Here is a 20,963-nt window from a genome sequence, read left to right as displayed (position 1 = left end):
GGAGGTCATTTTATGATGACTTGCTCTTCGCCATCGGCCGCCTTGGCGATGTGGCCTATGTGCCAGGCGTTCTCGCCTTCGGCCTTGAGCAGGGCCAGCGCCTTGTCCAGCTGATCCGCCGGCAGGGCGATGATCATGCCGACACCGCAGTTGAAGGTGCGGTACATCTCGTGACGGGTGACGTTGCCAGCCTGCTGCAGCCAGCTGAACACCGCCGGCCACTGCCAGCTCTGTTCGTCGATCACCGCCTGGGTATTGACGGGCAGCACGCGGGGGATGTTCTCCCAGAAGCCGCCACCTGTGATGTGGGACAGGGCGTGGATCTCGCACTCCTTGATGAGCTTGAGCACCGGCTTCACATAGATGCGGGTCGGCTCCAGCAGGGCGTTGGCCAGGGTGGTGTCACCCAGCGGCTGATGCACGTCGGCCTGGGAGACTTCCAGGATCTTGCGCACCAGGGAGAAGCCGTTGGAGTGGGGGCCGCTCGCGGCCAGGGCGATCAGGGCATCCCCTTCGCCGACCTTGCTACCGTCGATGATCTCGCTTTTCTCCACCACACCGACGCAGAAACCGGCGATGTCGTAGTCTTCCCCTTCATACATGCCAGGCATTTCGGCGGTCTCGCCGCCCACCAGGGCGCAGCCGGACTGCTCGCAGCCTGCACCTATGCCGGTGACCACGGCGGCGGCGGTGTCCACATCCAGCTTGCCGGTGGCATAGTAGTCGAGGAAGAACAGGGGCTCGGCGCCTTGCACGATGAGGTCATTGACGCACATGGCCACCAGATCGATGCCCACGGTATCGTGCTTCTTCAGATCGATGGCCAGACGCAGCTTGGTGCCCACACCGTCGGTACCGGATACCAGTACCGGCTCCTTGTAGCCAGCAGGGATTTGACACAGGGCCCCAAAGCCGCCAAGACCACCAAGGACTTCAGGACGACGAGTGCGCTTTGACACGCCCTTGATACGTTCAACCAGTGCATTGCCGGCATCGATATCCACGCCAGCATCCTTGTAGCTCAGTGAGGTTTTGTCAGTCACGCGTATTCCCCGTCATATAGAGAAGTGGAGGGTAAAATTCGGGGCGTATTCTACCAGTGGGCGGGTAAAAGCAGAAAGAAAATCGTTTGCGCGTTTTTGCGTGGAAAAGCTCTACAAGCCGCGGCTTTTGTTGTATGATTCCGCGATTTTTTGGCGCCGGTTCGAGGAGATAATAATGAAAGTCGTTGAAGTAAAACACCCCCTGGTCAAGCACAAGATCGGCCTGATGCGCGAAGGCGACATCAGCACCAAGCGTTTCCGTGAACTGGCCAAGGAAGTGGGCAGTCTGTTGACCTACGAAGCGACCTCTGACTTCGAAACCGAGAAAGTTACCATCGATGGCTGGAACGGGCCAGTGGAAGTTGACCAGATCAAGGGCAAGAAGGTCACCGTCGTGCCTATCCTGCGCGCCGGTCTTGGCATGATGGATGGTGTGCTCGAGCACATGCCGAGTGCCCGTGTCAGCGTGGTCGGCATCTACCGTGATGAAGAGACCCTGCAGCCGGTTCCCTATTTCGAGAAGATCGTCAGCAACATCGAAGAGCGTCTGGCCCTGGTCATCGACCCCATGCTGGCCACCGGCGGCTCCATGATTGCCACCATAGATCTGCTGAAGAAGAAAGGCTGCCAGTCCATCAAGGTGCTGGTGCTGGTTGCCGCCCCGGAAGGGATCAAGGCGCTGGAAGCCGCTCACCCCGACGTGGAGCTGTTCTGTGCCTCCATCGATCAGGGGCTGAACGAGAAGGGCTACATAGTCCCGGGTCTGGGGGATGCCGGCGACAAGATCTTCGGCACCAAGTAACCCCTGACGCCATAGCCGCTCTCTCTGCGCGCAAACGGAGCCGGCACCTTGCCGGCTCCGTCGTTTATCCCGCCCTCCGGCTTGCTGCCATGCGCGCCTTGCCGCTACCATAAGCAGCATCCCCCATTTCGAGAATCTTCTTTATGCTGAAACGCTTAGCGACTCTCCTCTGCTGTCTGCCACTCATGGTGTCGGCTGCCCAGGTGACCGACCTCTATCAGGGCAAGGCGCCGACCAGCGGCGATATGACGGCCGCCCAGTCCCAGGCACTGGGGGAGGTACTCGTCAAGGTGACCGGCAGGCGCGACATCCTCACCCAACCCGAGGTGGCCAAGGCGCTGGCGGCCCCCGGTGACTATGTGCAGCACTACGGCTATCAGGATGTGGGACCGGTCAAGTTTCTCAAGGCCGATTTCAACGTGGCCAAGGTCAATGCCCTGGTAGGCCAGAGCAAGTTCCCCCTGCTCGGGCCCGTCCGCCCGCAAATTGCACTCTGGCTGGTAATAGATGAAGGGGAGCGCCGCATACTGCCGGATCAGTCCAGCGACGGCTGGTCCGCCGCCCTGCGCGGCCAGGCCCAGGCCATGGGATTGCCGGTCAGCATCCCGCTGATGGATCTGGACGACAACATGGCGGTCAGCGCCACCGATGTCTGGGGCCGCTTCGCTGACCCCATCCTCAAGGCGAGCGAGCGCTATGGCGCCGAAATGGTGGTGCTGGGCAAGTTGACGCCGGAAGGGGAGAAGTGGAGTATTGACTGGGGGCTCTATGGCGCCAAGCCGGGAGCTCAGGGCGGCGCAGAGCTGACCGAGCTGACCAAGGGGGCCGGCTCGGGTACCCAGGCCGAGGTGGCGCAGGGCATGGCCGATGCCTTGGCGGGCTGGCTGGTGCAACAGTACGGCACTCGCCTGTCCGGGGTCGTCTCCAGCCAGACCCTGGTGGTAGAGGGGTTGTCCGGCATCGACGGCATGATCCAGATACAGAAGATGCTGCAGGGCATGGCCAGCGTCACCAAGGTGGCGATCGGCAAGCTGGAGGGGGACAAGGTCACCTTCAACCTGTCGCTTCAGGGGGACAAGGCCGAGCTGGTAAGGGGCCTGCAACTGGAGAGCCGCCTGCACCAGATCGAAGACAGCGAGAGCGGTCTGCGTTATCAATGGTCGCAGCCCTGACGCTTTCTGCTGATCCCAACCGCCCGGCATGACCCGGGCGGTTCTCTATCTGCCGCTGCAATGATACACTTGGGCGCAAATATCACAGTCAAAGCCCAACGAGTGAAGCAACCGGCCCAACTGTCTTTAGCCGTACAATTACCGGATGATGAAACCTTCGTCAGTTTCTATCCCGGCAACAACGCCCATCTGATCACCGCCCTCAAGAATGCGGCCATCGGTCAGGGCGCTCCTTTCCTCTATTTCTGGGGAGCCAAGGGCTCCGGACGCTCCCACCTGCTGCACGCCACCTGCGCCGAGGTCAACGCACGCGACGCCGCCGCCGCCTATCTCTCCCTCGACCAGTTCGAACAGCTGGATCCCAGCATGCTCGACGCCCTCGAAAGCCTGCCCCTGGTCTGTCTCGACAGCCTGGAAGCCATCGCCGGCAACGCCCTGTGGGAGCGGGCCCTGTTCGATTTTTACAATCGCTGGAAAGAGAAAGGCGAGGGTACCCTGGTGGTCACCGGCTGCAGCGCCCCGCGCAAGCTGGGGCTGCAACTGCCGGATCTCGCCTCCCGCCTCGATTGGGGAGTGAGTTTCCATCTCGACGAGCTCGATGACGAAGGCAAGCTCAGTGCCCTGCAGCTGCGTGCCGAGCTGCGGGGCTTCAAACTGCCCATCGACGTGGGCCGCTTCCTGCTCAACCGCTTGTCCCGCGACATGCGCACCCTGCTCACCACCCTCAATCAGCTCGACAACGCCTCCTTTCGCGCCAAGCGCAAGCTCACCATCCCCTTTGTCAAAGAGATCCTCGAACTCTGAGCCAACGGTGATTGCCTGTCTGCGCCACATCCTTGAGTGGCGAGCAAAAAGAAACCCCGGCACCAGGCCGGGGTTTTGCTATCTCAATGTCTATCAGTGGAACTGATCTTCTTCGGTGGAACCTGTCAGCGCTGTCACTGAGGACTGGCCACCCTGGATGACGGTGGTCACCTTGTCGAAGTAACCGGTACCCACTTCCTGCTGGTGGGCCACGAAGGTGTAGCCCCGCTCGGCGGCCGCAAACTCGGGCTGCTGCACCATCTCGACGTAGTGCTTCATCCCTTCGCCGCGGGCGTACTGGTAGGCCAGCTCGTACATGTGGAACCACATGTTGTGGATGCCCGCGAGGGTGATGAACTGGTACTTGTAGCCCATGTCGGAGAGCTCCTGCTGGAAGCGGGCGATGGTGGCATCGTCCAGGTTCTTCTTCCAGTTGAAGCTCGGGGAGCAGTTGTAGGCCAGGATCTTGTCCGGGTACTGGGCCTTGATGGCCTCGGCAAACTGGCGAGCCTCGTCCAGATCCGGCTTGGCGGTCTCGCACCACACCATGTCGGCGTAAGGGGCATAGGCCAGGCCGCGAGAGATGGCCTGCTCGATACCGGCCTGCACCTTGTAGAAGCCCTCGGCGGTACGCTCACCGGTCAGGAAGCCGGCATCGTAGGGATCGGCATCCGTGGTCAGCAGGTCGGCGGCGTTGGCGTCGGTACGGGCGATCACTAGCGTGGTGGTGCCGCAGACATCCGCGGCCAGACGGGCGGCGATCAGTTTTTGCACCGCTTCCTGACTCGGCACCAGCACCTTGCCCCCCATGTGACCGCACTTCTTCACGGATGCGAGCTGATCTTCGAAGTGCACGCCGGCGGCGCCCGCTTCAATCATGCCCTTCATCAGCTCGAAGGCGTTCAGCACGCCGCCGAAACCGGCTTCCGCATCCGCGACGATCGGCAGGAAGTAGTCGATGAAGCCGGCATCCTGCGGACCCACCTTGTTGGCCCACTGGATCTGGTCGGCACGGGCAAACGAGTTGTTGATGCGCTCCACCACGGACGGGACAGAGTTGGCCGGGTAGAGGGACTGATCCGGATACATGGTGGAAGAGAGGTTGTTGTCCGCCGCCACCTGCCAGCCGGAGAGGTAGATGGCCTCTATGCCCGCCTTGGCCTGCTGCACCGCCTGGCCGCCGGTCAGGGCACCGAGGCAGTTGACGTAGCCCTTCTTGGCGCCGCCGTGGATCAGCTCCCACAGCTTGTCGGCGCCGCGCTGGGCCAGGGTGTGTGCCGGCTGCAGGCTGCCGCGCAGGTTTACCACGTCTTCGGCGCTGTAGCCGCGTTTGATCCCTTTCCAGCGGGGGTTTTCTGCCCAGTCTTTCTCGATAGCCTGGATCTGTTGCTCACGGGTCAGTGCCATATCAGTTCCCTCTTTCATTGATTTCACGTTTCCATTGATTTGTTATGGACGAGCCCCTCCCGGGGCCCGGATTCAGAGCCGCTCGTAACCGGGCAGCGTCAGAAAATCGATCAGGGTGTCGGCGCAGGTGATCTGCTCCATCAGCTCGCTCGCCTCGGCGAAACGACCTGCCTGCCAGCGGGCCTCGCCCAGTTCGCGTTTGACCACCTCCTGCTCCTCGGCCAGCATCTGGCGGAACAGCGCCTTGGTCACCACCTTGCCATTGGTGAGGCTCTTGCCGTGGCGGATCCACTGCCAGATGGAGGTGCGGGAGATCTCGGCGGTGGCGGCGTCTTCCATCAGGCCGTAGATGGGCACGCAGCCGTTGCCGTTGATCCAGGCCTCCAGGTATTGCAGGGCGACCCGGATGTTGGTGCGCATGCCCGTCTCGGTGCGCTCCCCCTCGCAGGGGGCCAGCAGATCGGCGGCGGTGATGGGAGCATCCTGCTCGCGCAGCACATCGATCTGGTTCTTGGCGCCAGCCGGGATGGCGGCGTTGAACACCGCCATGGCGGTATCGGCGAGGCCGGGGTGGGCCACCCAGGTGCCGTCGTGGCCGTTGTTGGCTTCACGCTCTTTATCCGCCTTCACCTTGGCAAATACCTGTTCATTCACCGCAGGATCTTTCGCCGGGATAAAGGCCGCCATGCCACCCATGGCCAGCGCGCCGCGCTTGTGACAGGTCTTGATCAGCAGGCGCGAGTAGGCGGAGAGGAACGGCTTGTCCATGGTCACCACCTGGCGGTCCGGCAGGACACGGTCAGGGTGATTCTTCAAGGTCTTGATGTAGCTGAAGATGTAGTCCCAGCGGCCGCAGTTCAGCGCCACTATGTGATCCTTCATCTGATAGAGCAGCTCATCCATCTCGAACACCGCAGGCAGGGTCTCGATGAGGACGGTGGCCTTGATGGTGCCGCGGGGCAGACCGAACTTGTCCTCGGTCCAGGCGAACACCTCGCTCCACCAGCGACCTTCCAGGTGGCTCTGCAGCTTGGGCACATAGAAGTAGGGGCCCGAGCCCTTGGCCAGCAGCGCCTTGTGGTTGTGCAGGAAGTAGAGGGCGAAGTCGAACAGGCCGCCGGGGATGGCCTCGCCATCGAAGGTGACGTGTTTTTCCGGCAGATGCAGGCCACGGACCCGGCAGATAAGCACGGCGGGATCGGGATTGAGGGTGTAAGCCTTGCCTTCCGGACTGGTGTAGGAGACGGTGCCATTGACCGCATCGCGCAGGTTGATCTGACCCTCGATCACCTTGTTCCAGGCGGGCGCCAGTGAATCCTCGAAGTCCGCCATGAACACCTTGACGTTGGCGTTGAGGGCGTTGATCACCATCTTGCGCTCGACCGGCCCTGTGATCTCCACACGGCGGTCCTGCAGATCGGCGGGAATGCCGCGCACTGTCCAGCTGCCTTCGCGGATGTGGGCGGTTTCGGGCAGGAAGTCCGGCAACTCGCCGCCATCGATGCGAGCCTGGCGAGCCACCCGTTGTTTCAGCAGCTCATTGCGCTGAGGAGCGAAGCGTTCCACCAGTTCGGATACCAGGGCCACCGCATCCGGCGTCAGGATCTGCGCGTAATCGGGAAGCATCTCGCCTTGGATGCGCAGACGGGTGCTGCTGATGGTCTGGGCCGGTGCCGACATAGGTTTCACTCCTTTAAAAGTTACATTTTGAACTTACTAACTACGACTAACGTCTATATCTGTTTCTCTTAAACTCCCCGTAACAGCGGGGTAACACGACTCATAAGGTGCAAAATAATGCTTGGTTCGTCAACTTGATTTTTAAAACAGGTGTTTTTGGTTGGTATTTAAGTTGATGTTTTTAAAGTGGTTATGTGATTAGCATAAAAGCTCTACGCAGATGGTTATGCTCTCGGCTGACAAGGCTGTCAGGGGGGATGAAAGCGCCGGGTGTGGCACATCAAAAATGTAATTAATTACGTAATAAAATTACCAATGCAAAAACAAATCCCGACCTTACTCCAGGCTTTGCGAAAACAGCTGTATGAAATGCCTGCTACCAACACAGTCTGCATCTGGTATGTGACGTCATTGACAGGTGAACTGATGTTTAAAACGAAATGGTCAAATCTTGCGAAGTGGGGGCATAGGGGGGCGAGTGGTAGAAATGACGAGCAATAACGTAGGTTTGTATCAAGGGGCGGGGGCAGGGGGGAGGGAGATGACGGGGAACGGAGTAGTGAATAACACCAATCCCTGGATGTTTATCAGCATTTTATGGTTATTTTCGTTGGCGGCTTTTTAGCCGGGTCGGGACGGGGTGCCGGACAACAAAACCGGCCTTTCATCCGCAGGGTTTGGAGAGGGGCTCGGCCAGAATCGCCTCAGTAGTCATCATCCGGCGCGGCGAGATCGATCACATCGAGATGCACTGTGCCGCCGGGGCCGGTGTCGGTGGATTCGAGATCGGAATGGGGTGAGGAGAGAAGGGGCTGATCGGGCTGAGTGTCGACTGCTTGGTTCATGGGTGCTTGCCTCAATGGATTGCAAGCCGGTTGGTGATTCCCTCACCCTGATGCCACCTCCCTGTCTGATGGCCGGCGGAAAAGTTGCGTATCCTAGCGGGACTTTATGAAAGCTTCAAGTGGTTCTGTATAAAATTCATGCCATCACCGCCTCTGTGCAAGCCACCGGGGTGAGACAAGAAGAGGACGTGCAGGGGACGGGTAGAAAGAAGGCAAAAAAATAGCCCAGTCGTTTGACTGGGCTATTTTCGGGGAAAATGGTCGGTGTGAGAGGATTCGAACCTCCGACCCTCTACACCCCATGCAGATGCGCTACCTGGCTGCGCTACACACCGACGGAGTCAGCTCGGCTGACGGGAAGGGAGTCTAATAGGATGAACTCTAGGGTGCAACTCCTTTTTTATCAGGGAGATGCCGATTGCTTCTTTATTGCTCAACCAAGATGCAACTTGGGCCTTGGCAGGAGTTTTGGCATAATCGCCGCCCACCTCGCCCGGTGCAGGTGGCCCTGGATCCGGGCCGAGCGGACAGGGCCGTCTTTGATGATGAATACAGATAAATGAGAGGATCGGCCGTGGAGCCAGTACAGAAGAATGCAGCCGAGATGCAGATCACCCAGGACGAGCGCTGGATGCGTCATGCCATGGCCCTGGCGACCAGGGCGGAAGGGGAAACGGGTGAGATCCTGGTCGGCACTGTGCTGTTGTCCGAGGTGCGCAGGCTGCATAGCGACAGAGAGGTAAGGGCGTGACGCCATCAGAAAACAATGATGTCTTCGATCAGGCACGGCGGGACGAGCGCTGGATGCGTCATGCCATGGCTCTGGCGGCCAGGGCGGAAGGGATAGGGGAGATCCCGGTCGGTGCCGTGCTGGTGCTGGGGGACGAGGTGGTCGGCGAGGGGTGGAACCGCTCCATCAGCGCCCATGACGCCTGCGCCCATGCGGAGATCATGGCGATCCGTGCCGCCGGCATCACGCTGGAGAACTACCGGCTGCTCGACACCACCCTCTATGTGACGCTGGAGCCCTGCTGCATGTGTGCCGGTGCCCTGATCCACAGCCGGGTGAAGCGGGTGGTCTACGGGGCCCGCGATCTCAAGACGGGGGCGGCGGGCTCAGTGTTCGACATTTTGCAGGACCCGCGCCACAACCACAGGGTGGCGCTGACGGGAGGCGTGCTGGCAGAGGCCTGCTCGGCCCAGCTGTCGGACTTCTTCAAGCGGCGCCGCGCCGAGAAGAAGGCGGCCAGAGAGGCGCTGAAACAAAGTGGTGGCCCGGCCCTCTGAGGCGGGCGGGGCATCGTCTTGCCCGTCCCGGATTTTATTCACATATCCACATATAAAACAGAGGGTTGGCACTTCGGCTTGCCCTCGATCTCCGGTCTGTATCCCTCCTGAAATAACCTCTTCACAGAGGTTCTCGATGTAACAAAACTGTCATGCAACCGCCATATAATGCCGCCAAGCCTAGCTCACATTGAGGTCTTGCATGTCATCGGAATCGTTAAACCTGGTCATGGCGGGCAGTAGAAAACGCCGGATCAAGGATAAATTGGCCAAATACGGCGTCACCACAGGGGGAGCCCTGGTACTGGTGGCCCTGCTGCTTATCTTCTTCTACCTGCTCTATGTGGTGAAACCCATCTTCAATGGCGCCAGCGTGGAGGCGACCTCCTCCTTTACCCTGCCGACGCAGGGCAAGACGGCCTGGCTCGGCGTCGAGGAGCAGAACGAGATAGGGTATCGCTTCAACGACCAGGGTCAGGTCAGCTTCTTCGCCGTCAAGGCGGATGGCGGCGTCAAGGTGGGTCAGGTGCTGGGTCAGGCCAGTGTGGCCGGTGACGTCACCGCCGTCGCCCCTCCCGCGCCTGGCCAGAAGCTCATCGCCTATGGCTTTGCCGATGGCAAGGCCATGGTGGTGCAGCCCTCGTTCAAGGTCTCCTACCCGAATGACGTGCGCGTCATCGAGCCCAGCCTGCAATATCCCTTCGGCGAAGAGCCTGTGGTGATAGATCCCCAGGGCAAGGCGCTGACCCGCATGGTGTTCGAGGCGACCAAGGACAAGATGGCCACCGCCGCCGTGACCGAGGATGGCCGTGGCGTGATGACGGTGATGAGCGGTGAGGAGAACTTCCTCTCCGGCGAGATCGAGTGGAGCCGCCAGAACTACGCCATTCCTTCCCTGCCTCGTCACGTGGATCAGATGCTGCTGACCCCCAATCTGCGCATCCTGTTCGTGCGTGAAGGCAATCGCCTGTCTGTCTATGACATTCACAACCTGAGCGACATCTCCCTGCGCGACGTCATGGAGATCAATGCCCCCAACGCCGACGTGACCCAGGTTGCCCTGCTCTCCGGCGCCTCCTCCCTGATGGTGGGCAATGACAATGGCGTCATCTCCCAGTGGTTCGAGGTGGCGAAGGATGGCAAGCGCCAGTTCACCCAGATCCGTGACTTCAAGGGCGACGGCCCGGTCGCGCTGCTGACCCCGGAGCATTTCCGCAAGGGCTTCATCAGCGCCACCAACGACGGGACCATCAACTTCTTCCACGCCACCGGCGAGGCCAAGCTGCTTGGCGAGACCATAGAAGGGGGCGCCCTGGCGGCCCTGGCCATCTCTCCCCGTCACAACCTGTTGCTGACCCAGCAGGGGAATGACTTCAAGGTATTCGAGGTGGAGAACGATCACCCCGAGGTGACCTGGTCCGCCCTGTGGCAGGAGGTGTGGTACGAAGGGTATCCGGAGCCCCAGTATGTGTGGCAGTCCACCTCTGCCAGCAACGACTTCGAAGCCAAGCTGAGCCTGGTGCCCCTGGTGTTCGGGACCCTCAAGGCCTCCTTCTATGCCATGCTGTTTGCGGTGCCGCTCGGTGTGGCCGGTGCCATCTACACCGCCTACTTCATGTCGGCGGGTCTGCGCAAATATGTCAAGCCGACGGTGGAGATCATGGCGGCGCTGCCGACCGTCATCCTCGGCTTCCTGGCGGGTCTGTGGCTGGCCCCCATCATCGAGGGGGCGCTGCCAGGGGTGATCCTGCTGCTGCTGTTGCTGCCGATGGGCATGTTGCTCACCGCCCTGGTGTGGAACTACCTGCCGGAGCGCGGCCGCTCCTGGCTGCCGGAGGGCTGGCACGCCATCCTGCTCATTCCTGTGCTGCTGCTGATTGGCTGGGGCGCCTTCGCCTTGAGCCCGCTCATCGAGAATGCCTTCATGCACGGGGATTCGCGCATCTGGCTGACCCACGAGATGGGCATCAAGTTTGACCAGCGCAACTCCCTGGTGGTCGGCATCGCCATGGGCTTCGCCGTCATACCCACCATCTTCTCCATCGCCGAAGATGCGGTCTTCTCGGTGCCCAAGCACCTGACCCAGGGCTCCCTGGCGCTCGGCGCCACCCCCTGGCAGACCCTGAGCCGGGTGGTGATCCTGACCGCGAGTCCGGGGATCTTCTCGGCTGTGATGATGGGCCTGGGCCGCGCCGTGGGCGAGACCATGATAGTGCTGATGGCCACCGGCAACACCCCCATCATGGACTTCTCCATGTTCCAGGGACTGCGTACCCTGGCGGCGAACATAGCGGTGGAGATGCCGGAGTCGGAAGTGGGCAGCTCCCACTACCGTGTGCTCTTCCTCGCGGCCTTCGTCCTCTTCGTATTCACCTTTATGTTCAACACCCTGGCCGAGTTCATCCGTCAGCGGTTGCGTGAAAAGTACAGCTCTCTGTAATGAGCCGTTCCATCAAAAGCGGCGTTCTGCATATGAACAAGGAATCGATAATGGGTAAGTGGTTTAAATCGGGGGCCCCCTGGATCTGGATGACGGGGGGCGCCGTCAGCCTGAGTCTGGTGGCCGTACTGGGTCTGCTGTTGCTGATCGGCTGGCGTGGTCTGGTCTACTTCTGGCCGCACCCCATCTATGAGTGGCAGCTTGAAGACGCCCAGGGCAACAAGAGCGTGCTGATCGGCGAGATCAACGACCGCGAGCTGGTACCTGTGGAGCGGCTGCGCGCCGCGGGTCAGGCGCTGGAGGGGGAGGAGCGCGAGCTGCTGACCCGTTATCTGGTCAAGACCGGCAACCGCGAGTTCGTCGACCTCGACTTCCGCTGGGTGCTGGAGACCGACATCAAGTCCCGCACCCAGCCCGCCGAGCTCGCCATGGTGGAGCGTGCCACCAACGGCAACTTCTACGGTTATATCACCTCGGTGAAGGAGGATGGCCGCGAGCTGACCACGGATCTGCATCCCGCCCTACAACGGGTACTGGCCCGTGCCAACGCCCTGTCGGAGCAGGCCAACGATCTGCAAAAGGGAGACATCGGCGGCATCAACTACCAGCTGGAGCGACTGCGCCTGAAAGAGCGCAAGGCGGAGCTGGAAGGGGAGCTGACCGACGCGCTCAAGGCGGACCTCGCCGCGCAGCGCCAGGCCCTGAACGATCGCTATCTGGTGCTGGAGAAGGAGCTCTTCTCCCTGCGTGCCCAGGCGGACAGAGACGCCATCACGGTCAAGGACATGCGTGGCGAGCAGGTGACCATGCCCATGTCCAAGGTGCTGGACGTGGTCTGGCCCAACGACATGAGCCTGCCCGCCAAGGTCGGTCACTGGTTCCACCAGATTGGCAAGTTCGTCTCCGACGATCCCCGTGAGGCCAACACCGAGGGCGGCGTCTTCCCGGCCATCTTCGGCACCGTCTTCATGGTGTTGCTGATGGCCATCATAGTGACGCCCCTTGGGGTGGTGGCTGCCGTCTACCTGCACGAGTACGCGGGCAAGAACAGCCTGACCAAGATCATCCGCATCGCGGTGATCAACCTGGCGGGTGTGCCCTCCATCGTCTACGGCGTGTTCGGTCTGGGCTTCTTCGTCTACACCCTCGGTGGCTCCCTGGACCAGCTGTTCTACCCGGAAGCGCTGCCGAGCCCGACCTTTGGCTCACCCGGCGTCATCTGGTCGGCGCTGACCCTGGCCATCCTGACCCTGCCGGTGGTGATCGTCTCCACCGAAGAGGGGCTGGCGCGGATCCCGAGCACCATACGCCAGGGTTCCCTGGCACTGGGTGCCACCCAGGCCGAGACCCTGTGGCGCATCGTGCTGCCCATGGCGAGCCCGGCCATCATGACCGGCCTCATCCTGGCGATCGCCCGGGCCGCCGGTGAAGTGGCACCGCTGATGCTGGTGGGGGTGGTGAAGCTTGCTCCCACGTTGCCGATGGATGGCAACTTCCCGTACCTGCACGTGGAGCGCAAGTTCATGCACCTGGGCTTCCACATCTATGACGTCGGCTTCCAGAGCCCGAACGTCGAGGCGGCGCGCCCCCTGGTCTACGCCACCTCCTTCCTGCTGGTGACGGTGATCGTGGGCCTCAACCTGACGGCCATCGGCATTCGTAACCACCTGCGCGAGAAATTCCGGTCTTTGGAACATTAATCCGGCTGCCCAGGCTGATGTCGAGGCAAAGGATGAACAGCATGAACCTGACCGACATCACAGGCATTCGTAATCACTCGCGCGAGAAATTCCGGTCGCTGGAACATTGATAGACCAGCCACCACAGAGACGGGCCGGGAACAGGGTTCCCTGCCAGCCAAGCGTTCAGGCCGCGGGCAACGAGAGTGCCCGCCGCCACAAAGAGAATTTGAGGTAACAGATGATCAACGTAACACCGACTTCGACCCAGCATACCGCCCTGGACCTGCTCAACCTGAGCCCGGAGCAGACCGCCCTTGAGGTCAAGGATCTCAACCTGTACTACGGCAACAAGCAGGCGCTGTTCAACGTCAACATGAAGATCCCGAAAGGGCAGGTGACGGCCTTCATCGGCCCGTCCGGCTGTGGCAAGTCGACCCTGCTGCGCTGCATCAACCGGATGAACGATCTGGTGGAGATCTGCCGCATCGAGGGGGAGATCCAGCTGCACGGTCACAACATCTACGACAAGAGCGTGGATGTCTCCGCCCTGCGCCGTCAGGTGGGCATGGTGTTCCAGCGCCCCAACCCCTTCCCCAAGTCCATCTACGAGAACGTGGTCTATGGCCTGCGCCTGCAGGGCATCAACGACAGACGCACCCTGGACGAGGCCGCCGAGCGTTCACTGCGCGGCGCTGCCCTGTGGGAAGAGGTGAAGGATCGCCTGCACGACAACGCCTTCGGCCTCTCAGGTGGTCAGCAGCAGCGTCTGGTGATCGCCCGGGCCATCGCCATCGAGCCGGAAGTGCTGCTGCTCGATGAACCGACCTCGGCGCTCGACCCCATCTCCACCCTCACCATCGAGGAGCTGATCAACGAGCTCAAGAGCCAGTTCACCGTGGTGATCGTGACCCACAACATGCAGCAGGCGGCGCGGGTGTCGGATCAGACCGCCTTCATGTACATGGGCGAGCTTATCGAGTACTCGAACACCAACACCATCTTCACCACCCCGGCCAAGAAGAAGACCGAGGACTATATCACCGGTCGTTACGGCTAAGGCATGTTGGTGCAACAGGGGTTATTGAGATGAACAAGATGAGCATCAATAAACAGATTACCGGTCGGTTCAACGGCTAAGGCATGGTTGGTGCAACAAGGGTTATTGGTATGAACAAGATGAGCATCAATAAACAGATTACCGGTCGGTTCAACGGCTAAGGCATACTCGGAGCAACAAGGATTAATCGTATGGACAATATGAACCTCAATAAACACATCTCCGGTCAGTTCAATGCCGAGCTCGAGAACGTGCGCAACCAGGTGCTGGTGATGGGCGGTCTGGTGGAGCAGCAGCTGACCGACGCCATCTCCGCCATCCACATCCAGGATCTGGATGCGGCGCGCAAGATAGTGGCCAACGACCACAAGGTCAACGCCATGGAAGTGGCCATCGACGAGGAGTGCACCCGCATCATCGCCAAGCGTCAGCCCACCGCGTCCGACCTGCGCCTGGTGATGGCCATCATCAAGACCATCACGGATCTGGAGCGCATCGGCGACGTGGCGGACAAGATAGCCCGCATGCTGACCGACAACGCCAACAAGCCGCAGCCGCCGTTGGTGTCCCTCGAGAACATGGGCCGTCGCACCATCAAGATGCTGCACGACGTGCTCGACGCCTTCGCCCGTATGGATCTGGAGGCGGCCATCGCCGTCTACAAGGAAGATGACAAGGTGGACCGGGAGTACGAGTCCATCATCCGCGAGCTGATGACCTACATGATGGAAGATCCCCGCACCATACCCCAGGTACTGAACGTGCTGTGGGCGGCCCGGGCCATCGAGCGGGTCGGCGATCGCTGCCAGCACATCTGCGAATACATCGTCTACTACGTCAAGGGCAAGGACGTGCGCCACACCAAGGCGGATGAACTGAGCGACCTGCTCGGCAAGCATTGAATCCAGGATGAATAAAAAGGCGCGTTGAGCGCCTTTTTTATTGCATTGGGGGACGGCTTAAGATAACGCGCCCCACGGGGCGCTTTTCTGCTAGAATATGGCCCCTGTGTGAGTCCCGGATGGAGTCACGGTCCGGTTTCCCGGGCCCAGTTTGCCGTCTTGTGCTAAGGCGGCTGTCGCAATAGGTTAATCATGAGTTTTGCCGATAGTTTGTTCTTTTTAATGCTGCTGGTCGCCGGCAGCGTGTTCTTCTCGCTCTCCGAGATCTCTCTCGCCGCCTCCCGCAAGATCAAGTTGCAGGTGATGGCCGACGAGGGCAATCGCCATGCCGAAAAAGTGCTGGCGCTGCAGGCCCAGCCGGGTAACTTCTTTACCGTGGTGCAGATAGGCCTCAACACCGTCGCCATCCTGGGCGGCATCCTGGGCGAATCCGCCCTGAACCCCGCCATCAAGGAGCTTATCTCTGGCTTCTATCAGGGCCCCTGGCTCTCCCAGATAAGCTCGATCGCCTCCTTCGTGTTCGTCACCGGCATGTTCATCCTGATAGCGGACTTGATGCCCAAGCGCCTCGCCATGACGATGCCGGAACGGGTTGCGGTGGTGGTGGTGCGTCCCATGCTGCTGTGCGTGACCCTGCTGATGCCGCTGGTATGGTTCTTCAACGGCATGGCCAACGCCCTGTTCCGCCTGCTGCGGGTCTCCATGGTGCGCAACGACGAGATCACCTCGGACGACATCTACGCGGTGATGGATGCGGGGGCCGAGGCCGGCGTCATCCAGCGCGAAGAGCACCAGCTCATCGAGAACGTGTTCGAGCTGCAGTCCCTCGGCGTCACCTCCGCCATGACGGCCCGCGAAAGCCTCATCTACTTCACCCTGCAAGAGGGGGAGGAGAACATCAAGGCCAAGATAGCCGAGCACCCCCACAACAAGTTTCTGGTCTGTGACCACAACCTCGACAGCATCAAGGGGTTCGTGGATGCCAAGGAGCTTCTGATCCGCGTCATCAGCGGCCAGAGCATCGATCTCAACAGCGGCTCCCTGGTGCAGAGCGTCATCATCATTCCCGACACCCTGAACCTCTACGAGGCGATGGAGTACTTCAAGAACCACAGGGGCGACTTCGCCGTGGTGATGAACGAGTACGCCCTGGTGGTGGGCATAGTCACCATGAACGACCTGATGAGCACCGTCATGGGGGAGTGGGCCACCCACGTGGTGGAAGAGCAGATAGTCCAGCGGGACGAGAACTCCTGGCTGGTGGACGGGGTCACCCCCATCTCCGACGTCATGCGGGCCTTCGACATCGAGGAGTTCCCGGACGCGCAGAACTACGAGACCATCGCCGGTTTCATCATGTTCATGCTGCGCAAGATCCCCAAGCGTACCGACTCGGTGAAATACGCGGGCTACAAGTTCGAGGTGGTGGACATCGACAGCTACAAGATCGACCAGCTGCTGGTCACCCGGGTCGAGCCCATGGTGACCGACAAACCTGCGGACGCAGCTGTGTGATCGGATACCAGGCTCCCCAAGCGCGCCTGGTGTCGGTGAAATACGCGGGCTACAAGTTCGAAGTGGTCGACATCGACAGCTACAAGATCGATCAGCTGCTGGTCACCCGCATTGAACCCAATGTGATCGACAAACCCGCTCTGGAATCGTGAAAGGAGTTACCAAGGAGTCATGAAGATGCCGTCTTATTCCCGTGCGTTGAGCTGTGTGGCTCTCGCCCTGGCGCTGGGGGCCTGCAGCCAGAGTGCGCCCCGCAAACCCGCCGCCGCTCCCAAGCCCGTGGCCCCCAAGGCCGCCGTGGTAGCGCCGCAGCCGGACCCCGATGCCGTGGTGCAGAGTGCAGTGGCAGAGCCGAGCCCGGTGTTCGATGAGGAGTACCATGGTCCGGATCAGGGGTCGCTGGAGTCGGTGACCGCCCTGTTCGCCCGTGGCTACATAGAATCTGCCATGCGTGAAACCATGCTGGCGGCGGTGCACAGCGATTACCCCTTGCTCGGCATGCGGGACGTGCGCCTGACCGACCCTGTGGCCAAGTTCCTCACCTCGGCCCAGGCCCGTACCACGGCCCACGACTACCTCTATGCCGGGGTCCAGCGCAGGTTGGGCCGCCCCCTGAGTCCGGCTCAGTGGGAGCAGATCTGGCAAGGCTTCCCCCAGCAGGGGCGTGTCTCCGACTGGGTCAAGCAGACCAAGCGGGTACTGGCAGGGCGCTGAGTCGCCAGCCATCCATGCTTCACAAGAGGCCACCCCCGGGGTGGCCTCTTGTCGTTCAGGGCAATGGATCCGGCCCCAGGGTGGCGAGGACGGAGGGCCTTCCTTTGCCGCTATCATCCTGAGCTTGCCCGGATTTGTTCCTCGTTCCCGATTGCCTCTCTCTCTGCTTTGCGCCATGATGCACAGGACATATAGCCGTCTAGATGTTTTGATGGCTTAATGTTGTTCCACACAATAAACACCCGTCATGACGGGGACACGCAGAGAGACAGAGATGGATACAAAGGACTTGTGGGTACTGGATGGCGGCATGGGGCGCGAGCTGGCACGGCGGGGCGCACCGTTTCGCCAGCCGGAGTGGTCGGCCCTGGCCCTGATGGAGGCGCCAGAGACGGTGCGCGAAGTGCATCAGGCCTATGTGGCGAGCGGGGCCCAGGTCATCACCACCAACAGCTATGCCCTGGTGCCGTTTCATATCGGTGACGAGCGCTTCGCCGCAGATGGCGAGCGGCTTGCGGCCCTGGCCGGGCAACTGGCTCGCGAGGTGGCCGACGACCAGGGGGGCGACGTGCTGGTGGCCGGTTCCCTGCCACCGCTCTTTGGCTCCTACCGCGCCGACCTGTTCGACGCGGGCAGGGTGAGCGAGCTGGCGACCCCGCTTGTTCGGGCGCTCTCCCCCCAGGTGGATCTCTGGCTGGCGGAGACCATGAGCCTCATTGCCGAGCCGCTGGCCCTCAAGGCCCTGCTGCCAGACGATGGTAAGCCGTTCTGGGTCTCCTTCACCCTGGAGGACGAGGCGCCGGGCAGCGAACCCAGACTGCGCTCCGGCGAGCGGGTGGCCGATGCCGTGACCGCGTTGGCGTCGGCCGGGGTGGACGCCATCCTGTTCAACTGCTGCCAGCCCGAGGTGATTGAGGGGGCGCTCAAGGTGGCTAGTGCCGGCTTGCAGACTCTGGGTCGCAGCGACATTCGCCTCGGCGCCTACGCCAACGCCTTCCCGCCCCAGCCCAAGGAGGCCACCGCCAACGACGGCCTGGACGAGATCCGTGCCGATCTGGGGCCGCTGGATTACCTCGGCTGGGCCGAGCGCTGGCGCGGTGCCGGGGCGAATCTCATCGGCGGCTGCTGCGGCATAGGCCCGGAACACATTGAGGCGCTGGCCAACCGGCTGCGCTAAGGAGAGCCCATGAAAGAGAGCAAGATAGGGCTCTGGTCCCTCACCGCCCTGGTGTTCAGCTCCATGGTGGGGGCGGGGATCTTCAGCCTGCCCCAGAACATGGCCGAGGTGGCCGGGGCCCGCGCCGTGCTGATCGGCTGGGGGGTGACCGGGGTGGGCATTCTGGCGCTCGCCGCGAGCTTCCTCTATCTGTCGCGGCTGAGACCCGATCTCGACGGCGGCATCTACAGCTATGCCCGCGCCGGCTTTGGCGATCTGGTGGGCTTCTTCTCCGCCTGGGGCTATTGGCTCTGCGCCACCATCGGTGTGGTGGTCTATCTGGTCATCGCCTTCGCGGCGCTGGGCAGCTTCGTCGATACCCCGGAACAGATCTGGTTTGGTGACGGCAACACCCTGGCGGCCTTCATCGGCGAGTCCTGCATCCTCTGGGCTGTGCACCTGCTGGTGGCCCGCGGCGTGCAGCAGGCGGCCCTGTTCAACCTGGTGGCGACCCTGGCCAAGAGCCTGCCGCTGCTGCTGTTCATCCTGTTCGCCTGCTACTGGTTCGATCCTGTCACCTTCGCGGCGGATCAGCAGGGCAGCACCCTGGCGGTGCCGGTCTCCGAGCAGGTGCGCAACACCATGCTCATCACCCTCTGGGTCTTCACCGGCATCGAGGGGGCGGCGGTGCTCTCGGCCCGGGCCAGAAACAAGCGGGACGTGGGCACGGCCACAGTGCTCGGCGTGGTGCTGGCGCTGCTGCTCTATGTGCTCATCTCTGTGCTGGCGCTGGGGATATTGAGTCGCCCCGAGCTCGCGGCCCTGCCCAACCCCTCCATGGCGGGACTGATGGCCCAGATGACGGGCTCCTGGGGCAAGGTGCTCATCAGCGCCGGTCTCATCGTCTCGGTGCTCGCCTCCTATGTGAGCTGGACCCTGTTCTCGGCCGAGGTGCCGTTCAGCGCTGCGCGTCACGGCGCCTTCCCGGCTATCTTCCGGCGTCAGAACCGCAACGGCACCCCCATAGCGTCGTTGTGGCTCACCAGCCTGACGGTGCAGGGCTGTCTGCTGCTGGTGTGGCTGCTCGGCAAGGGGTACACCAACCTGCTGCTCATCTCCACCTCCATGATACTGGTGCCCTACCTGCTGATCGGCTTGTTCCTGCTCAAGCTCTCCTTGAGTGGAGAGGGCAATGGCTTGGTGCGGGCGGTGGCCCTGGTGTCGAGCGGTTACGGCCTCTGGCTGCTCTACGCCGCCGGGGTGGAGTACCTGCTGCTCTCCCTGCTGCTCTACGGGCCGGGTCTGCTGCTGTTTCTCTACAGCCGCCGCCAGCTCGGGGCGGCTCAGCGGCTCAGCGGGCGCGAGCGGCTGCTGGCCGGGATAACCCTGGTGAGCCTGGTGCCCGCCATCTGGTCCTTTGCCCACGTCTGAGCAAGCTGATGATCAAATGCAAGAGAGCGCCCAGGGGCGCTCTCTTTTTGTCTGCGGCACGGTGCCTAGTGGCTGGCGGGGCCGGTCGGTTTGCCAAACAGCACCTTTAGCTTCTCTGACCAGGGCAGGCCTCGGGCCTCCTGCACCATGTCGCGCCACTCGTGGAACGTGAGGGTGAGGGGGTTGAAGCTGTGGATGGGCTTGGTGATGCCGAAGCGGCAGGGCTCGGCGGGGTCTTCCTCCACGAAGGTGCCAAACAGCCTGTCCCAGATGATCAGCACCCCGGCGAAGTTGCGGTCGATATATCTGGGGTTGCTGGCGTGGTGCACCCTGTGGTGGGAGGGGGTGTTGAAGATGGCCTCCAGCCAGCCGAGCTTGCCCACCACCTGGGTGTGGACGAAGAACTGAAAACCCAGGCTGAGCAGCACGGTGGCGACTACCGCCTCGGGGGGGAAGCCGATGAGGATCATGGGGATCCAGAACAGCCACATGCCGGAGACCGGATACATCAGGCTCTGGCGAAAGGCGGTGGAGAGGTTGAGCCGCTCCGAGCTGTGGTGCACCACGTGGGAGGCCCAGAGCCAGCGCACGTGGTGGCTCGCGAAGTGGAACAGCCAGTAGCAGAGATCCTGCAGCAGGAACAGCAGCAAGAGGCTCCAGAGGTTCAGCTCTATGTCCAGCAGTCGCCAGCCCCACAGACCCTCATAGAGGTAGGCGATGGCGATGGCCGCCAGGGCATCGCCCCCCTGGTGCATCAGGGCCAGGGCGGCATTGGCGAACAGGTCCCGCCACTGGTAGGTGGCGGTGGGAAAGGCCGCCCCGTGTTTGCGCAGATAGAGCATCTCCCAGCCGACGAAGGCCAGAAAGAGAGGGGAGAGATAGAGCAGCAGCAGTTGCACATCCATGTGAGCCATCCGGTTGGACCAGTTGGGTTCCAGCATACCGAATGGATTTAAAATTTCATTAACATCCTGTCAAAGTCCGCGCGACGGGCAGCCAGATGACGGCTTGCTGCTCAGTGAAGGA

At 61.7% G+C, this 20,963-nt stretch carries 19 protein-coding genes and 1 tRNA gene; 14 read left to right on the top strand and 6 right to left on the bottom strand.

Going from position 1 to position 20,963, the window contains the following annotated elements:
- Positions 1 to 5 precede the first annotated feature (5 nt).
- Positions 6 to 1,043 carry a phosphoribosylformylglycinamidine cyclo-ligase gene (gene purM, locus AC3WR3_RS03765; protein ID WP_492291210.1) on the bottom strand — a complete coding sequence of 346 codons (1,038 nt, stop codon included), beginning with the start codon at positions 1,041 to 1,043 and terminating at the stop codon, positions 6 to 8.
- Positions 1,044 to 1,218: 175 nt separating this feature from the next.
- Here purM and upp point away from each other — a divergent pair, with 175 nt between their 5' ends.
- The 3 genes from upp (at position 1,219) to hda (ending at position 3,821) form a co-directional block, all read left to right on the top strand.
- Positions 1,219 to 1,845 (top strand): uracil phosphoribosyltransferase, encoded by a 627-nt coding sequence (gene upp, locus AC3WR3_RS03760; RefSeq protein ID WP_005302745.1) that lies wholly within the window; start codon positions 1,219 to 1,221, stop codon positions 1,843 to 1,845.
- Between the two features lie 143 nt (positions 1,846 to 1,988).
- The gene (locus AC3WR3_RS03755) at positions 1,989 to 3,017 is read left to right on the top strand and encodes a DUF2066 domain-containing protein (protein WP_492291209.1); all 1,029 of its coding nucleotides are present in this window, start codon (positions 1,989 to 1,991) and stop codon (positions 3,015 to 3,017) included.
- 102 nt (positions 3,018 to 3,119) lie between these two features.
- Entirely contained in the window at positions 3,120 to 3,821 is a 702-nt protein-coding gene (hda, locus tag AC3WR3_RS03750; RefSeq protein ID WP_162519142.1) for a DnaA inactivator Hda, read from the top strand.
- Between the two features lie 93 nt (positions 3,822 to 3,914).
- On the opposite strand, the gene aceA is transcribed toward hda, so the two are convergent.
- The 4 genes from aceA to AC3WR3_RS03730 all read right to left on the bottom strand — a co-directional run bounded on the left by aceA (position 3,915) and on the right by AC3WR3_RS03730 (position 8,088).
- Positions 3,915 to 5,228, bottom strand: coding sequence for an isocitrate lyase (aceA, locus tag AC3WR3_RS03745; protein ID WP_111910109.1), 1,314 nt, complete (start codon positions 5,226 to 5,228; stop codon positions 3,915 to 3,917).
- A gap of 72 nt (positions 5,229 to 5,300) precedes the next feature.
- Complete coding sequence (aceB, locus tag AC3WR3_RS03740; RefSeq protein WP_492291208.1) at positions 5,301 to 6,908, bottom strand: malate synthase A; 1,608 nt, start codon at positions 6,906 to 6,908, stop codon at positions 5,301 to 5,303.
- A 704-nt stretch (positions 6,909 to 7,612) separates the two neighbouring features.
- Positions 7,613 to 7,753 carry a hypothetical protein gene (locus tag AC3WR3_RS03735; RefSeq protein ID WP_162852249.1) on the bottom strand — a complete coding sequence of 47 codons (141 nt, stop codon included), beginning with the start codon at positions 7,751 to 7,753 and terminating at the stop codon, positions 7,613 to 7,615.
- A 258-nt stretch (positions 7,754 to 8,011) separates the two neighbouring features.
- A tRNA-Pro gene (locus AC3WR3_RS03730) sits at positions 8,012 to 8,088 on the bottom strand.
- Between the two features lie 239 nt (positions 8,089 to 8,327).
- On the opposite strand from AC3WR3_RS03730, the gene AC3WR3_RS03725 reads away from it, so the two are divergent.
- The 11 genes from AC3WR3_RS03725 (at position 8,328) to AC3WR3_RS03675 (ending at position 19,937) form a co-directional block, all read left to right on the top strand.
- The gene (locus AC3WR3_RS03725; protein WP_492291207.1) at positions 8,328 to 8,504 is read left to right on the top strand and encodes a hypothetical protein; all 177 of its coding nucleotides are present in this window, start codon (positions 8,328 to 8,330) and stop codon (positions 8,502 to 8,504) included.
- Positions 8,501 to 9,040 carry a tRNA adenosine(34) deaminase TadA gene (gene tadA / locus AC3WR3_RS03720; RefSeq protein ID WP_492291206.1) on the top strand — a complete coding sequence of 180 codons (540 nt, stop codon included), beginning with the start codon at positions 8,501 to 8,503 and terminating at the stop codon, positions 9,038 to 9,040. The genes AC3WR3_RS03725 and tadA overlap by 4 nt, the downstream gene beginning before the upstream one ends.
- A gap of 202 nt (positions 9,041 to 9,242) precedes the next feature.
- Positions 9,243 to 11,480: a phosphate ABC transporter permease gene (locus tag AC3WR3_RS03715; protein ID WP_342059835.1), complete on the top strand. Its 2,238-nt coding sequence runs from the start codon at positions 9,243 to 9,245 to the stop codon at positions 11,478 to 11,480.
- A gap of 50 nt (positions 11,481 to 11,530) precedes the next feature.
- Entirely contained in the window at positions 11,531 to 13,180 is a 1,650-nt protein-coding gene (pstA, locus tag AC3WR3_RS03710; protein WP_265436889.1) for a phosphate ABC transporter permease PstA, read from the top strand.
- A 220-nt stretch (positions 13,181 to 13,400) separates the two neighbouring features.
- Entirely contained in the window at positions 13,401 to 14,219 is an 819-nt protein-coding gene (gene pstB, locus AC3WR3_RS03705) for a phosphate ABC transporter ATP-binding protein PstB (protein ID WP_005328825.1), read from the top strand.
- Between the two features lie 191 nt (positions 14,220 to 14,410).
- Complete coding sequence (phoU, locus tag AC3WR3_RS03700; RefSeq protein ID WP_025327511.1) at positions 14,411 to 15,121, top strand: phosphate signaling complex protein PhoU; 711 nt, start codon at positions 14,411 to 14,413, stop codon at positions 15,119 to 15,121.
- Between the two features lie 192 nt (positions 15,122 to 15,313).
- Positions 15,314 to 16,636: a polyamine export protein PaeA gene (gene paeA, locus AC3WR3_RS03695; RefSeq protein ID WP_492291205.1), complete on the top strand. Its 1,323-nt coding sequence runs from the start codon at positions 15,314 to 15,316 to the stop codon at positions 16,634 to 16,636.
- Positions 16,633 to 16,788 carry a hypothetical protein gene (locus AC3WR3_RS03690; protein ID WP_202046222.1) on the top strand — a complete coding sequence of 52 codons (156 nt, stop codon included), beginning with the start codon at positions 16,633 to 16,635 and terminating at the stop codon, positions 16,786 to 16,788. Before paeA ends, AC3WR3_RS03690 begins: the two co-directional genes overlap by 4 nt.
- A 19-nt stretch (positions 16,789 to 16,807) precedes the next feature.
- Positions 16,808 to 17,350, top strand: coding sequence for a hypothetical protein (locus tag AC3WR3_RS03685; RefSeq protein ID WP_162627170.1), 543 nt, complete (start codon positions 16,808 to 16,810; stop codon positions 17,348 to 17,350).
- A gap of 274 nt (positions 17,351 to 17,624) precedes the next feature.
- Positions 17,625 to 18,527, top strand: a complete 903-nt coding sequence (locus AC3WR3_RS03680) for a homocysteine S-methyltransferase family protein (RefSeq protein WP_492291204.1) — start codon at positions 17,625 to 17,627, stop codon at positions 18,525 to 18,527.
- 9 nt (positions 18,528 to 18,536) lie between these two features.
- Positions 18,537 to 19,937, top strand: coding sequence for a basic amino acid/polyamine antiporter (locus AC3WR3_RS03675; protein ID WP_492291203.1), 1,401 nt, complete (start codon positions 18,537 to 18,539; stop codon positions 19,935 to 19,937).
- 65 nt (positions 19,938 to 20,002) lie between these two features.
- Here AC3WR3_RS03675 and AC3WR3_RS03670 read toward each other — a convergent pair whose 3' ends face one another.
- A complete protein-coding gene (locus tag AC3WR3_RS03670; protein ID WP_492291202.1) occupies positions 20,003 to 20,842 on the bottom strand; it encodes a sterol desaturase family protein in 840 nt (279 codons plus the stop codon).
- Positions 20,843 to 20,963 lie beyond the last annotated feature (121 nt).

The organism is Aeromonas sp. EU05-FHT14A05 (assembly GCF_058791175.1).
The sequence above is the reverse complement of the archived record's forward strand: the minus strand, read 5'-3'. Positions and strand labels throughout refer to the sequence as shown.